This window comes from Billgrantia lactosivorans (genome assembly GCF_003254665.1).
Lineage (GTDB): Bacteria > Pseudomonadota > Gammaproteobacteria > Pseudomonadales > Halomonadaceae > Halomonas > Halomonas lactosivorans.
This window is the reverse complement of the sequence record NZ_QHGY01000004.1, coordinates 72,518-86,930: the sequence shown is the minus strand read 5'-3', so window position 1 is coordinate 86,930 and position 14,413 is coordinate 72,518. Positions and strand designations below refer to the sequence as shown.

Annotated in this window: 9 protein-coding genes; 2 read left to right on the top strand and 7 right to left on the bottom strand. The window is 65.2% G+C overall.

Going from position 1 to position 14,413, the window contains the following annotated elements:
* The first annotated feature begins 51 nt into the window (after positions 1-51).
* Together DIS04_RS10900 and DIS04_RS10895 are read left to right on the top strand one after the other, a co-directional pair.
* The gene (locus tag DIS04_RS10900; RefSeq protein WP_111413808.1) at positions 52-1,233 is read left to right on the top strand and encodes an ATP phosphoribosyltransferase regulatory subunit; all 1,182 of its coding nucleotides are present in this window, start codon (positions 52-54) and stop codon (positions 1,231-1,233) included.
* Positions 1,234-1,360: 127 nt separating this feature from the next.
* A complete protein-coding gene (locus tag DIS04_RS10895) occupies positions 1,361-2,656 on the top strand; it encodes an adenylosuccinate synthase (RefSeq protein ID WP_111413807.1) in 1,296 nt (431 codons plus the stop codon).
* 80 nt (positions 2,657-2,736) lie between these two features.
* On the opposite strand, the gene DIS04_RS10890 is transcribed toward DIS04_RS10895, so the two are convergent.
* The 7 genes from DIS04_RS10890 to DIS04_RS10860 all read right to left on the bottom strand — a co-directional run bounded on the left by DIS04_RS10890 (position 2,737) and on the right by DIS04_RS10860 (position 14,337).
* Positions 2,737-5,376 carry a tetratricopeptide repeat protein gene (locus DIS04_RS10890; RefSeq protein ID WP_111413806.1) on the bottom strand — a complete coding sequence of 880 codons (2,640 nt, stop codon included), beginning with the start codon at positions 5,374-5,376 and terminating at the stop codon, positions 2,737-2,739.
* Between the two features lie 35 nt (positions 5,377-5,411).
* Positions 5,412-6,539 (bottom strand): alginate lyase family protein, encoded by a 1,128-nt coding sequence (locus DIS04_RS10885; RefSeq protein WP_245904544.1) that lies wholly within the window; start codon positions 6,537-6,539, stop codon positions 5,412-5,414.
* A gap of 172 nt (positions 6,540-6,711) precedes the next feature.
* Positions 6,712-7,584 carry a polysaccharide lyase gene (locus DIS04_RS10880; protein ID WP_111413804.1) on the bottom strand — a complete coding sequence of 291 codons (873 nt, stop codon included), beginning with the start codon at positions 7,582-7,584 and terminating at the stop codon, positions 6,712-6,714.
* Complete coding sequence (locus DIS04_RS10875; protein WP_111413803.1) at positions 7,574-9,154, bottom strand: alginate biosynthesis protein Alg44; 1,581 nt, start codon at positions 9,152-9,154, stop codon at positions 7,574-7,576. Before DIS04_RS10875 ends, DIS04_RS10880 begins: the two co-directional genes overlap by 11 nt.
* A 19-nt stretch (positions 9,155-9,173) precedes the next feature.
* The gene (locus DIS04_RS10870) at positions 9,174-11,102 is read right to left on the bottom strand and encodes a glycosyltransferase (RefSeq protein WP_111413802.1); all 1,929 of its coding nucleotides are present in this window, start codon (positions 11,100-11,102) and stop codon (positions 9,174-9,176) included.
* Between the two features lie 9 nt (positions 11,103-11,111).
* On the bottom strand, positions 11,112-12,458 hold the full coding sequence (locus DIS04_RS10865; RefSeq protein WP_111413801.1) for a UDP-glucose dehydrogenase family protein: 1,347 nt from the start codon (positions 12,456-12,458) through the stop codon (positions 11,112-11,114).
* 373 nt (positions 12,459-12,831) lie between these two features.
* Complete coding sequence (locus DIS04_RS10860) at positions 12,832-14,337, bottom strand: RimK family protein (protein WP_111413800.1); 1,506 nt, start codon at positions 14,335-14,337, stop codon at positions 12,832-12,834.
* Between the last annotated feature and the right edge of the window lie 76 nt (positions 14,338-14,413).

The window sequence follows — 14,413 nt, the reverse complement described above, 5'->3', positions numbered from 1 at the left end:
TTGCCAATCGGGTCTTCCTTGCCCGCCCAATCGCTTCGCAGGATTGACGACATGACCACTGCTGACCGCTGGCTGCTGCCCGACGGCATGGACGAAGTGCTGCCGCCCCAGGCGAGCCGCATGGAGGAGCTGCGCCGGTCGCTGCTCGACCTCTACTACCGTTGGGGCTACGACCAGGTGATGCCGCCGCCGGTGGAATTCCTCGATTCCCTGCTGACCGGCACCGGCACCGATCTGGATCTGCAGACCTTCAAGCTCACCGACCAGCTGACTGGCCGGCTGATGGGGGTGAGCGCCGACGTGACGCCCCAGGTGGCGCGGATGGACGCCCACTCCATGCGCCACCAGGGCCCCGCCAGGCTGTGCTACTGCACCAACGTGCTGCGGGCCAAGGCCGACCAGCACCAGGGCGGGCGCAGTCCGGTCCAGGTCGGCGTCGAGCTGTTCGGCCATGCCGGGCTGGAGGCGGATCTGGAGATCCTGCGCCTGGCACTGCTGAGCCTCAAGGCCGCAGGTGCCGTTGAGCTGCACTTGGCGTTGGGCCATATCGGCATCTATCGTAGCCTGGTACAGGCGGCCGAACTGGAGCCCGACCAGGAGCGGGCGCTGTTCGAGGCGCTGGAACTCAAGTCGCCGGGGGCCCTCGCCCAGCAGGTCGAGGCCAGCGTGCCCGACCCAGCGCTTGCCGAGATGTTTCGAGCGTTGGGCCGCCTGCACGGAGGCCCCGAGGTGCTGGACAGCGCGCGGGATGCCTTTGCCGGTGCGCCGGCGGCCGTGGCCGAAGCCTTGGCGCAGCTCAAGGCGCTGCACCGGGGCGTGGCGGAGGAGCACCCCGAGGTGGAGTTCTACTTCGACCTGGCCGAGCTGCGCGGCTATCAATACCACACCGGAATGATGTTCGCCGCCTTCGTGCCGGGCTACGGCCAGGCGCTAGCCAAGGGCGGCCGCTATGACGACACCGGACGCGCCTTCGGACGGGCGCGTCCCGCCACCGGCTTCTCGATGGACCTGAAGCTGCTTGCCACGCTGGTGCAGAGCGAGCCGGCCTGCGACGGCATCTGGGCGCCGGCCGACGGGGACGGCGTGGCGGAGGCGATTGCCTCGCTGCGCAGCGCTGGGCACCGGGTGGTACAGGCACTGCCGGGGCAGACGACGCCGCCCGAGGCGCACCGCTGCAGCCGACGGCTGGTGCTGGTCGACGGCCGTTGGCAAACGGAGGCACTCCAGGCGTAGGCGAAACGGCCAAGGCCTGCATAGTACGATACCGGCAGCGGGCCGGAAGACGAAGCGCGGCCCGCAGGGCCGATCATCGACGCGCACGCGCGCACGTACGCGGCGCCGACACGAGAGACGAGACACAATGGGCAAGAACGTAGTCGTACTGGGCACACAGTGGGGAGACGAAGGCAAGGGCAAGGTGGTCGACCTGCTGACCGAATCGGCGGCGGCGGTGGTACGCTTCCAGGGCGGGCACAATGCCGGGCATACGCTGGTCATCGACGGCGAGAAGACCGTGCTGCACCTGATTCCCTCCGGTATCCTGCGCCAGGGCAAGACCTGCATCATCGGCAACGGCGTGGTGCTGTCGCCCGAGGCGCTGATCAAGGAGATCCGCGAACTCGAGGACAAGGGCGTGCCGGTACGCGAGCGGCTGCGGCTCTCGCCGGCCTGTCCGCTGATCCTGCCGTATCACGTGCGCCTCGACCTGGCCCGCGAGAAGGCCCGCGGCGTGGCGAAGATCGGCACCACCGGACGCGGCATCGGCCCGGCCTACGAGGACAAGGTGGCGCGTCGTGGCCTGCGTCTGGGCGACATGCTGCATCGCGAGCGCTTCGCCTCCAAGCTGGGGGAAGTGCTCGATTACCACAACTTCGTGCTGGTCAACTACCACGGCGAGAAGGCGGTCGACTTCCAGGAAGTGCTCGACACCGCCATGGCCATGGCCGAGGAGCTGCGGCCGATGGTGTGCGATACGGTGAGCCTGGTGCACGAGCTGCGCCGCGCCGGCGAGAACATCCTCTTCGAGGGCGCCCAGGGGTCACTGCTCGACATCGACCACGGCACCTACCCGTTCGTCACCAGCTCCAACACCACGGCGGGGGGAACGGCTACCGGTTCCGGCGTCGGCCCGCTCTATCTCGACTACGTGCTCGGCATCACCAAGGCCTATACCACGCGGGTCGGCTCCGGCCCGTTCCCCACCGAGCTGTTCGACGAGCATGGCCGTCACCTGGCCGAGCGCGGGCACGAGTTCGGCGCCACCACCGGGCGCCCGCGCCGCTGCGGCTGGTTCGATGCCGTGGCCCTGCGCCATGCCGTGCAGATCAACTCGGTCTCGGGCATCTGCCTGACCAAGCTCGACGTGCTCGACGGGCTCGAGAACATTCGGGTCTGCGTGGGCTACCGCAGCAAGGATGGCGACGTGCTCGACAACCCGGTCGACTCCGAGGGCTACGAGGCGGTCGAGCCGCTCTACGAGGACCTGCCGGGCTGGAGCGAGTCGACCCTGGGCGCCAAGCGTATCGAGGACCTGCCGGCCAACGCGCGCTCCTATATCAGCTTCCTCGAGGAGAAGGTGGGCACCTCGATCGACATCGTCTCGACCGGCCCCGACCGCAACGAGACCATCGTGTTGCGCAACCCCTTCGAGGGTTGAGTGCCCCTGTAGTCCAGAACCGAGGAGACCGGCACGAACGTGCCGGTCTCCTCCTGACATGCCGCTGGTTTTCTACGCCTTCACTCCTCTCCTTCGGCTGCGAGTTCGTTGGCCGCCTCCGCTGCTGTCTCGTCCTCCAGCAGTTCGCGCAGCGTCTCGAGGGCGAGCTGTCCTTCACTCTCGATGACCTCATCTAGCCAGAGCAGAGCCTGATCCTGATTCGCCATCTCAAGTCCACGGGCGGAAAGGTAGGCACCGGCAAGCGCCAGGCGTGCGCTGGTATGCCCTTGGGTGGCGGACTTATAAAGATAATCGACGGCTTTTTCCAAATCCTTCTCGACCACGTCACCACGCAGATATTCACGTCCCAAGGTGGCTTGTGCATCGGCATTTCCCTGCTCGGCTCCCTCTTCCAGCAAGGCCAACGCTTGGTCCACGTCCTGCGGGATGGCGCCGTCCCCTCTCAAGAGCGCTCGACCCAGGGCGGGCTTGGCATAAGGGGCTCCGCCATCGATGGCTCTGCGGAACCATTGTTCCGCCATCTCGGCATCCTGTGAGACGCCCTCGCCGTTCTGGTATACCTCGGCCAGCGTATACGCCGCATGAGGCGAACCCGCCTCTGCAGCCGCGGTCAGCATCTCGATGCCACGCTCCACATCCTGCTCAACATGCTCGCCGTTAAGATAAGCCTTGCCCAGGTGGGCGCGCGCTTCGGCATGCCCATTGGCAACGGCTGTCTCGAGGTACTCGACGCCTCTCTGATTATCGCCGCGCTCCAGGAATAAGCGCCCAAGGGTAGCGGAGGCACCTGCATGTCCAGCCTGGTGGGCGCGCTCCAGCCAGCGTTCCCCTCGGGTGGGGTCGCGTTGCAGCCCCTGACCCTCCAGGAAAGCTCGTCCCAGGTCGGCCATGGCGCCTGGGTGGCCATCCTCAGCGGCAGCAACCAGAGATTCGATATCACCATGTGCGCCCCGTTCACGCTGGACGTAGGTGAGAATTTCCTCTGCCGAATCGTGGCCGGCCTCTTGCGCGCGGGTAAGCCAGCGGGTCGCTTCGTCTAGGTCTTGATCCACACCGTCGCCGTTACGATAGGCCTGGCCTAGCACGACCATGGCATAGGCATCCCCTTGCTGGGCCGACTGGGTCAGCAGGTCGACCCCCCGAGTGGGGTTGTCGAGCGGACCCTCCAGGTAAGCTGCGCCCAGTTGAGTCATGGCCGTTGTGTCACCGGCCTGGGCAGCCTGGCTGAGTAGTTCCTCGCCGCGGCTGGGCTGGTAATTGGGGTTGTCCTCGTCCAGGTAGGCCTCGCCCAGGAGTCGCATGGCGCCTGCTTGGCCGCGGTCGGCTGCCTGGCGCAGCAACTCCTCGCTTCTCGCCGGGTCCTCTGGCACACCGCGTCCCTCGAGATAAGCCTCGCCCAGCTGCTGGGTTGCCCACGGATGGCCCAGTTCGTGGCTTCGCTCGAGATAGTCGACAGCGATACTGGGCTGGCTCGCCACTCGCTGGTCGTCCATGTAGAGCGAACCGAGCTGCGCCAGGGCCAGCGGATGGTCACGCTCGGCTGCCTGTTCGAGAAGGTCCATGCCACGCTGCAGATCATTTAATCCGCCCTGTCCCTCCACCAGAGCCCGGCCGAGGAAGACCTGGGCATCGACCGAACCGGCATCGGCCGCTTCACGCAGCCAATGCTCGGCGCGAGTCGGCTGCGGCGGGTCGGACTCGAGCATGGCCCGGCCAAGGTAGGCCATACCGTCGACATGTCCCTTATTGGCTGCTTCCTCGAGCAGTTCCATGCCGTCCTCCGTGTCGCCGGCTTCCACCAGAGCATTCCCGGCATGAGCCAGCGCATCCACATCACCGGCCTCCGCCGCCTGGCGCAGCCAGTGAAGCCGCCGTTCGGGCTGATTGCCCAGCAGCCCGTCTTCCGCATGCAGCGACGCCAGACCCAGCATCGCGCCTGTGTCGCCCTTGTCGGCCTTCGCCTCGAGAACTTCGGCGTAACGCTGGGCGTAGTCCATGGCCTGAGCCGGATCCTCATCCAGCCAGCCGCCTGGGGCATAAGCCTCTGCCAGGGCGCGCAGGGCCTGTTCCTGGCCTTCGGCTGCTGCCTGCTCGTAGAGCTCGCGGGCAAGTTCAGGGTCCGCCTCGACATTTTCGCCGCCCTCGGCGAGCAGCTCCGCCAGCAGCACGCTGGCGTTATCCCTGGCTTTGGACTCCATTGCCTGCTGCAGCAGGTGGTAAGCAAGCACGTCGTTGCGCTCGACGCCCCGTCCTTCGAGATAAAGGCGGGCGAGATCAAGTGAGGCATGACCACGGATGGAAGAAGGCTGTTCGATGGCCTTGCCATACAGCCGGGCCGCCTCGGCCGGATCCTCCTCGACGCCCAGCCCCTCATCATAGAGCTTGCCTGTCTCGTAGAAGGCGGGTAAGACATTGCGCGCCATCAGCGCATCGAGGTGTTCCAGCGCTTCCTCGTGGCGCTCTTCATCGATCAAGGAGCGAGCATAGTTGATCGTCTCCCAATCCTGCCCCTCGATATCGGGTACGGCGACGCCGCCGAACCAGGCTTCGTACTGGGAGGGGACGGGAGGCGCATGGGTGTCCGAGGCACGTTGGCCATTGTCGGTTACTGCACAGCCAGCCAGCCATGCCGCCAGGGTTACCGCCGCGGCAAGCCGCAGCGAGGGGACGAGTCGAGTCCTGTCCGATAGCCGTTCCATGTGTTCCCCTCTGTCGTGTGGTTCCGGTCTCTGCCTCAATTGCTCAGGCCTTGAAAGGCCTCTGTACTACGCCGATCCTCATCCAGGTAGACATGCTCCTGCGCGTCGGGATCCATGAAATAGAACGTCATGTGTCCCCCCGCACTGCGGTTGTAGGTGGGGCGTACCCGGGTAATGAACCTGGACATGGCGGGGTGATCGTAGCGGGCCAGGTAGATTTCCATCCAGGTGAAGTACTGTGGGTCCCGCAGGAAACCCGTGTACTGCTCGCGCGGCGCGTAATCGCCCAGCGCCTGCGGGTCGCCCAGGATCTGGAACAGGAAATCGACACCATCGTGGATGGTGTTGCCCTCATATTCGAGCTTGAAGACGTCGTAACCCTGGCGCTGAATGACCTGCATGTTGGTGACCAGGTAGTTGAGTGCATAGTTCTGGTAGTGGGTCGCGCGCCGGCCGCGGCCCACCTCGAGGGGCAGGGCACCCTCCTCGGTCATGTCGTGCAGGGCCGAATAGATGGCGCTGACGCCGAAGCGGAAGAGATCGTCATCTTCTACCAGCACGCCGATCACGCTGGCGTACAGCGCACGGCGATAGAAGTGGTTGTTGCAGCAACTCTCTTCCGGTTCGCCGTGGATGGCCGAATGCTGCAGGGCGAGGCCGTGCAACCACTTCTCGACCTCGGCACGCTCCTCCTCCATGCCGTTCACATAGGGGCGCACGATGGAGTAGGCCATGGCGGCGGCAAACAGCATCGACTCGGAGGCGAACCAGGCCTGGGGCTCCAGGGAATCGTAGACGAAGGTGGTCAGCGCCTTGGCCTCGGCCCAGCGGTGCAGGTAACGCACCAGACAGTCGGCATAGAAGTCGTCACCGCTGGCGATAAAGGATCCTGCCAGGTGGGATACGTTATCTTCAAAAGCGAACAGCGGCTCGGTGGCCAGCTCCCACTCCTCGGGATTGGGATAAAAGCCAGGAATCCCGCCGCGCGTTCGGATGGGCTCGGCGTTGAGCAGCTGGCGGCAGCTGGGGCCCATGGAGAGTTCATCTCGGGATTGCAGCAGAATGGGATTGTCGGTTTCCTGAATCAGGGCCATGCGGTCCTCCACGTCGAAATAGCTGGCGTCCGTGTCGGTCACCCGGTATTCCGAGAGGTCGAGTTCCATACGCTCTTCTCTGGATAGCGTATCGGTATGCGTATCGGCTGCCGCGGAGGCAACACTCGTTGCCAGCAGGGCAACGAGTATCCTGGCTGATAGACGTTCAGTAAGTCCTTTTACTACTGCAAGGGGCATGGTCGGCGTCGCTCCGTTGGCGCTCGAATGCGAAGTGGTCGGGTTATGGCGTATAGAAGCGAATGGCGGCGAAGTCCACGTACTGGGCGCGAGGCGTGCGCCACTCCTTGCCGTTGCCGCCAAAGAAGGTGGAGAACATCAGGCCGTCGATGGTGAGCTCCGGCGTGGTGCGAAAGACCACTTCCTGCTGCTCCAGTACCGGCTGGCTATCGATCCAGAGCCGAACGATGCCGTCTTCTCCATTGGGATCGTTGAGTATGATCTCCTGTTCGACAGTCACCCACTGACCCAAGGGGAAGCGCCACGAGCCGCGCCCCACCGAATCGCCCTCGAAACCGACCACATAGGGGTAGAGTTCGCCTTCTCCTTCCTCGCGCCACATCAGGCGCATCGAGAAGCCGCTCTTGCCGTCCACCTCGTCGCCGCCCGATGGCGCCTCGCCACCGTAGAGCCCGGGCAACTTGCCTCCCTTGACAAAGTCGAAATCGGCAGGGAAACGCACCATGTAGCTCAGGCAGGCCCGATCGGCTCCCCGTAGGGAAGGGGGATCACTGTAGAAGCCGGCCCCACCTCGCTTGTCCCCAGGCGACGAAGTGCCGGCCGGATAGTGAACGCGCAGGCCGGGCTCGTCGATGCCGGTGTCCTCGGTACCCAGGCGCTCGATATTCTCCTCTCCCCAGTGGCGCGAAGTGTGAAAGTTCTGGCGAACGGCCTCCTTGCCGTTCGCAGCGGAGTGGGGGCGAGGGGTTTCGGCCGCGGTGTAGCGCTGAGAGCAGGGCTCAACCTGCGGTGTGACGATAAGCGCATCTTCCGCCTCTTTGGCGTGACCGACGGCAAGCGGAAGCAGCGCCAACGTGCCCAGCAGAGCGCTCTTGCACGCGACCTTGCCGCACGACAGCTCGCGTCTATCTATCATTGGTCTCTTCATCGGGTTTCTCCATGTCGGCATTGCTGTCTTCCACAGCGGCGCGATAGATGTCGTCACCGAACTGGATGACCGAACGCACTCCCTGCCAAATTCGCTCCGAGGCGGCTCCCAGCAGCGGCGCCTCGGTAAAGCGCACGTCAACGGGCTGGCCGACGCTCTCGGCCGGCAGCGGCTCTTCGGGCACCAGCAGCACGCTGGCCACGTTCTGCTGCTGACGCACCCAGCTGGGGAAGCCGGCGCGGGGCTGCCGCTCGACGTCGAGCGACACGTTGCGCACCCGGGCACGAATCGGCTGGTTGGCGTTGGCCAGGGTCACGTAGGCTTGCTGGTTGGGCTCGATGCGGCTGATGTCCTCCATGTGTACCAGTGCCTCGACCAGCACGTCGTCTTCATCGGTGCGGATCAGGGTCATGATCCGCTCGCTCTCGTTGATGTAGACGCCGTCGGCGCTGCTCAGGGCCCACGCCACCAGGCAGTCGCAGGGGCTGTAGATGTCGTTGCTGGACTGGCGCGCCTCGAGGGCGGCGATACGCGAGTCCTCGTAGTCGCGAACCGTCTCGAATTGATCGATGCGGGCCTGGGCGATCTCCGGCGAGACCGATTCGAAGGTCATGGTGTCGCCGCTGGCCGGCTGGGCGGAGTTGGCCAGGCTGACCTCCTGCGAACCGCCCTCGAGCTCTTCGCGCAGGTTCTCGATCAGGCGATTGTTGTAGTCGAGCGCCGCCTCGGCCAGGATCAGGTCCGATTCCAGCTCGCTGTTGACCACGTTGGTCAGCAGTTGGTCGCGCTCGACCCGATCTCCTGCGATGAGCTCGTGTTCGCCCAGGATCCCCGGGCCCGGTGCCCGGATATCGATGCGCGGCGCGGTGACGGCGGCGAAGTTGGGCTCGATCAACATGAAGTTGCGATAGGCCGTGGCGGCCCCTACCAGCACCAGTAGGCCGATGGCAACGAACAGCAGGATGTAGCGGCTCATCGGCTTGGGCGGGCGGGCCGGTGGAAAGGGCTTGCTGGCCTGGCGCTTGCGCGGGGTCTGGGGATCCTCGCCCGCCAGCAGGCCTTCTACGTTGGGCGTGCGGCCGCTGAGCGCGCTGCGGATGATCTGGCGCAGCAGCTCGCGATGCTGGGGCTCGATCTCGGTGATCTCGAAGCTGTTGTCGTAGCCCTTGCCATCGTCGGCGGGGGTGGAGCGCAGGCATTCCGCCTCAAGCGGCACGATCAGCTCGGTGGCGCCGGCCATTACCAGCAGCGAAGCCGAGATACGCTCGCCAGGATGGAAACCGCGAGTGCTGCGAGCGGAAAACCCGCCCAGTGAAACGTCGTTGCCGTGAAGCTCGGTGTCGCTGTCGTCGAGCTCGACGCGGAACGGCAGGGTGACGCGTATGTAGCCGCGCTCGTCACGGCGCTCATGTTGCAGCCGGTCGCCCTGGCTGAGGCGGACGCTGTCCTGGTCGGCATCCCTCGACTCGGCGGAAGCGCCTGGCTGCCGCCTTGCTCGGTCCCCTCCCAAGGTGGGCTCGTGCCGCTTTGAGTCGTCATTGAAGAAATTGTCAGCCATCCGTTGGTCGCTCCTTGCGTCAGGGCTGAGTCGTGGCCACCTCGGTGGGGGCCTCGGGCTCGACCCTGAGTCGTACGTTGACGAGGGTCAGGTTGTGTTCGTCGAATGCCAGTTGGCAGTTCGCATCCACGGTACACTCGGTGGCATCCTGGATAGGGTCGCCATTTGGCCCTCGCATCAGTTCCGCCACGGCGGGGGAAATCGCCACCAGCGTGGTTTCGCGGTCGCCGTGGATTCGCTTCTCGCTCGGCAGCGTGTTTTGCTGCAGGGTCTCGATCAGGTCGCCCTCGAGCCGAAAGTGGCCAGGCGGCAGCTGTACCGTGTCGGCGCCCTTGTCAGAGAGGACGGCGCCGAGCCAGCGGTCGAGCCGCTCGGGGTCCTCGCTGCGCTCCCAGGTCTGGTTACGGGCAATGTGCAGCGAAACCCGATCCGGCGGCGTCATCACCCCGGTGGAGAGGATCAGGAAGAACAGCAGCACCCCGTAGGTGAAGGCATGCAGCACATGGCCCATGCGGCGCTGCCTCCTGGCCGCCACAGGGTCGTCCGGTTCCCCTGCAGAGATGCCCTGGCGCGACCACTTCTGCCGATTGAAGCGGAAGCTGACATAGGTCTTCAGCATCGCGCCCCACACCTGGTTGTAATAGATCAGCGGAATCCACAGCAGGCTGAAGCGTCCCCGCTGCCAGGCCAGGATCAGCGTGGCGATGCCGCGGGTGAAGAGGATCCACAGCACGTAGGCGAAGAAGAACGAGGGCCTCACGAACAGCGATACCAGCGTCACTACCGTGGGCCCGACCAGTGTCGTCCACATGGAGAGGCGCTGATCCACCAGGCTCCACCAGGTGAACATGCCCATCGGCCGCGGTCCCAGTGCGATCGCGCGGTTGCTGGTGCGCAGCATGTTGCCGTACCAGCGTCGCATCAGGTCGGTGGTCGAGGCGAAGAAGCGCCGCCGGTCAGGCAGCTCCTCGAATCCGGTGACGTAGACATCGGGTATGTACAGCATGCGCCAGCCGTTCTTCAGCAACCAGTACCACGACGACTTGTCGTCGCCGGAGAGGAACTTGAAGTTGCCGAAGCGCCAGTGATGGACGTGGTCGCTCTCGATCAGCTCGATGAAGTCCGGCTGGGTCGCCAGGTCGGCGCGGAACACGCTGTAGCGCCCGGTCAGCACCAGAAGGCGACGCGAGACCGACATCGAACTCATCATCAGGTGGCGCTGCGCATAGCGCAGGTCGTACCACTCGCGGGTGGCATCGTTGCCGGTCACCTCGGCGCGGTTGTTGGTGGTCAGCGCGCCCAGGTCGTCCTGGGTCTGGAAAAAGGAGAGCGAACGCGACAGCGTACCCGGCTCCAGGCGGATATCGCCATCCATCGAAACCAGCAGCGCCCCCGGCGCCGGCAGGCGCCGGGATATCGCCCGCAGCACTTCGGCCATGGCCGAGCGCTTGCCATCCCCTTTCTGGAACATGTAGCGCACTTCGACGTTCTTCGGCCAGCCGTGCTCCTCCATGACGTGGGTGATCACGTCCACGTCGGTACGGTCCGAGATGGAGGCGAAGATGGTGGTCGGTACGCCGTAGTCACGCGCCTCGCGAATCAGGGCGTCGTAGACCTGAAAGTTCACCCTCGCCTCGATCCGGAACGAGGTGCAGAGCACGAACAGTTCGGGTGGCTTCTCCTCCTCGCCGATCGCGTCCGCCTCGGCCCGCATCTGCGGGAAAATCCGCCGGTTGTACCATACCGATCGTATGGCCTGGATGGCCCACCAGGAGTAGCGCCAGATGGCGATCCCGCCGATGACGAAGATGAAGCTCTCCGACTCCGGCGAGAACACCTCCGCGGGCAGCTCGCTGAGGATGACCACCATCAGCGCCAGGCCGAACAGTAAGGTGGTGACCTCCGTGGTCCAGCTGGCAGTGGTAGGGTCTGGGGGGGTCGCTGACATCGGAACTCCTCAGGCCAGTACGGGCCGTACGGAGTCGCCGCGGCCGATGCCATAGTAGGCGAGCCCCGCAGCCTTCACGGAATCGGGTTGGAACAGATTGCGGCCATCGACCAGCACCGGTTCCACGAGGCTGTCGCGCAGCTCGTCGAAGTCGATGGTGCGAAAGGCCTTCCACTCGGTGCAGATGACCAGCGCATGCGCGCCTTCCAGCGCATCGTCGCGACGCTCGGCCAATACCAGGTCCTCGCGGTTCCCGTAGAGGCGATGACACTCTTCGCTTGCCTCCGGGTCATAGGCCTGGACGCGGGCGCCGGCCTCCCACAAGGCTTCCATCAGGGCACGGCTGGGCGCCTCGCGCATGTCGTCGGTATTGGGCTTGAAGGCCAGCCCCCAGATGGCGATGGTCTTGCCGGCGAGCTGGCCGTCGAAGGCCTGGCACAGCTTCTCGAACAGCTTGTTCTTCTGCCGCGCATTGACCCGCTCCACGGCCTTGATCATCTCGGCGGGATGACCGATCTCCTCGGCGGTGTGCGCCAGCGCCTTGACGTCCTTGGGGAAGCACGAGCCGCCGTAGCCGCAGCCGGGATAGATGAAGCTGTAGCCGATGCGCGGATCGGAACCGATGCCATGGCGGACCTCCTCGACGTCGGCGCCGAGGCGCTCGGCGAGATTGGCGATCTCGTTGATGAAGCTGATCTTGGTGGCCAGCATGGCGTTGGCGGCGTACTTGGTCAGCTCGGCGCTGCGTACGCCCATGAACATCATCTTGTCGCGCTGGCGGTTGTAGGGGCCGTAGCACTCGCTCATGGCCTTCCTGACGCGCTCCGAATCGGTGCCGATGATGATCCGCGAGCCACGCGAGAAATCCTCGATGGCGGCGCCTTCCTTGAGAAATTCGGGGTTGGAGCAGACGTCGAATTCCAGGCTGACGCCACGCTTCTCCAGCTCGGCGGCCACGGTGCGCTCCACCTTGCTGGCGGTGCCGACGGGTACGGTCGACTTGTCGACGACGATCTTGTAGTCATTCATGTGCTGCCCGATGGTCTCGGCGACCTTCAGCACGTACTGGAGATCGGCGCTGCCATCCTCGTCGGAAGGGGTACCCACGGCAATGAACTGCAGGAGGCCGAATTCCACGGCCTTGGCGGCGTCGGTGGTGAACTCGAGCCGTCCGGCGGCGCGGTTCTTGCTGATCAACTCATCCAGGCCGGGCTCGTAGATGGGCACCACTCCCTCGTTCAGTCGCGCCACCTTCTCCGCATCGATATCCACGCACATGACCCGATGGCCGACATCGGCCAGGCAGGCGCCGGTGACCAGTCCTACATAGCCGGAACCGAAGATGGTTATCCTCATGATCGTCGTCGCTCCTTGCAGTGATGCCCCGTCATCCAATCAACGCCATCGCGCCGGTCCGTTAGGCCGACGGGTGATGGCGTGCAGGGCCGGTTGATTTGGTTTGCGTGCCATTGTGGTACGCAACATCCGCGCCAACTAGAAAATTTCTTTTCCAGTCAGCGGGTTGGCTTGGCCAAGGAAGAAATGTTGTCAGCAGGACAGTCTCAAACTGTCGCGAATAGGAGACGCATGTGAGCCGAAGCCGCCTGAGCCTTGCAGATCAAGGGCTTGAACTGTCTCCTACTGGCGACAAGGATAGACGTGAAAGCGGTAACTTATGGAATCGATTTGTTTTTTTCGGTTAGGAAAGACCGCGGCCGTCATTCTCGCCTCACCCATCCGCCGACCTGGCCGAGACGCGCGCCTCCATGCGCGCCAGGAAGACGCCCATGATGCGCTCGTAGAGCTGGCGACCCAGGACGGTGTCCTCGATGCCGGCATCGACGTTGGGGTTGTCGTTGACCTCGATGACCACCACGCGCTCTCCGGCCTGCTTGAGGTCGACGCCATAGAGGCCGTTTCCGATCAGGCGAGTCGCCTTGAGCGCCGCCCTGATGACGGCGGGCGGCACCTCGGCCGGGTCGTGGGTGGAGAAGCCGCCGCTTTTCACGCGGGTGCCCGAGTGGTCGTAGATCTGCCAATGGCCGCGTGCCATGTAGTAGCGGCTGGCGAACAGCACCTGGCCGTCCAGCACGCCGATACGCCAGTCATACTCCGTCGGCAGCCACTCCTGCAGCAGCAGCAGGGCGGAGTCTTCGAACAGCCGCCGGGTCTCCTGCTCGAGTTGCTCGAAGGAGCCGATCTTGACGATTCCGCGGGAGAAGGAGCCGTCGGGAATCTTGAGCACCAGCGGAAAGCTCAGCCCGGCGACCCGCTCCGCCAGGGGGCGCCGGTCGCGCCGCTTCAGCAGCACGCCCTCCGGGGCAGGCACGCCGCGGGCGCGCAGCAGCGCGTGCAGGTAGATCTTGTTGGTGCAGCGCAGGATGTCCCGCGGCGCGTCGATCACCACCAGGCCCTCGTGCTCGGCGAGCCGGGCCATGCGATAGGTGTGGTGGTCCAGCGCCGTCGTCTCGCGAATGAAGAGGGCGTCGAACTCGGCGAGCCGTCCCGCATCGCGCCGGGTGATCAGCGACACGTCGATACCCAGCTTGCGCCCGGCACGGATGAAGGCCTTGAGGGCGCTGCGGTTGCTCGGCGGCATGGCCTCCCTGGGGTCGACCAGGATCGCCAGGTCGAAGCGGTAGCGGCGGCGGGACTTGGGCGTGCGCCACACCTTGCGCGAATGCCGGTTGAGCGCCGAGGCGAACAGGTCCTGCTCGTCGGCGTTCAGGTCGCGTAGGTGGATCGGCTTGAGCCGAGCCAGCCGCCACAGGTCGTGGCGCCGCACCAGGCGAGCTTCGAGCAGCGGGCAGGGCAGGCGCTCGAAGAGCTTGCGAGCGAGACGGGCCAGCTCGGGCTCGCGGCATTCGCCGAACAGCACGCGCAGGGTCAGGCTGTCGCCGGCGAGGCTGCCCTGGCGCGCCAGTTCGCCGAGCAGCGGTGCCAGCGTGTCCAGCTGCAGGTCGACCAGGGCCTTGCGCGACAGCTCGTTGAGGGTCTCCACGCTGGGCAGGACGCGCTGGCCGCGAGCCTGGGCGAGCAGCGAGACGTAGTAGCCGGTGCCGAGGTAGTCGAGTTCGCCGCACAGGTTGATCACATGGGTGCTGCGGTCCTGGTCGGCGGCGCTGCGATGACGCCGATCGAGGGCCAGGAACTCGTCGGCGCTGATCAGGTCCTCGGAGGGGTAGTAGGGCAGCCAGTCTTCCTGTCGATCGACGACGATACGCAAGGGGCACATGGGCGAAATCCGGTTGCTTGACGAGGGACGGCATTGCCGCAGGATGCGGCCAGAATGCCGCTGCAACTTCCGGTCG

Excerpts from the sequence above, each read along its gene's own strand:
- DIS04_RS10870 (WP_111413802.1), bottom strand. The coding sequence starts at position 11,102 with ATGTCAGCGACCCCCCCAGACCCTACCACTGCCAGCTGGACCACGGAG.
- DIS04_RS10900 (WP_111413808.1), top strand. The coding sequence starts at position 52 with ATGACCACTGCTGACCGCTGGCTGCTGCCCGACGGCATGGACGAAGTG.
- DIS04_RS10890 (WP_111413806.1), bottom strand. The coding sequence starts at position 5,376 with ATGGAACGGCTATCGGACAGGACTCGACTCGTCCCCTCGCTGCGGCTT.
- DIS04_RS10885 (WP_245904544.1), bottom strand. The coding sequence starts at position 6,539 with ATGGAACTCGACCTCTCGGAATACCGGGTGACCGACACGGACGCCAGC.
- DIS04_RS10880 (WP_111413804.1), bottom strand. The coding sequence starts at position 7,584 with ATGATAGATAGACGCGAGCTGTCGTGCGGCAAGGTCGCGTGCAAGAGC.
- DIS04_RS10875 (WP_111413803.1), bottom strand. The coding sequence starts at position 9,154 with ATGGCTGACAATTTCTTCAATGACGACTCAAAGCGGCACGAGCCCACC.
- DIS04_RS10860 (WP_111413800.1), bottom strand. The coding sequence starts at position 14,337 with ATGTGCCCCTTGCGTATCGTCGTCGATCGACAGGAAGACTGGCTGCCC.
- DIS04_RS10865 (WP_111413801.1), bottom strand. The coding sequence starts at position 12,458 with ATGAGGATAACCATCTTCGGTTCCGGCTATGTAGGACTGGTCACCGGC.
- DIS04_RS10895 (WP_111413807.1), top strand. The coding sequence starts at position 1,361 with ATGGGCAAGAACGTAGTCGTACTGGGCACACAGTGGGGAGACGAAGGC.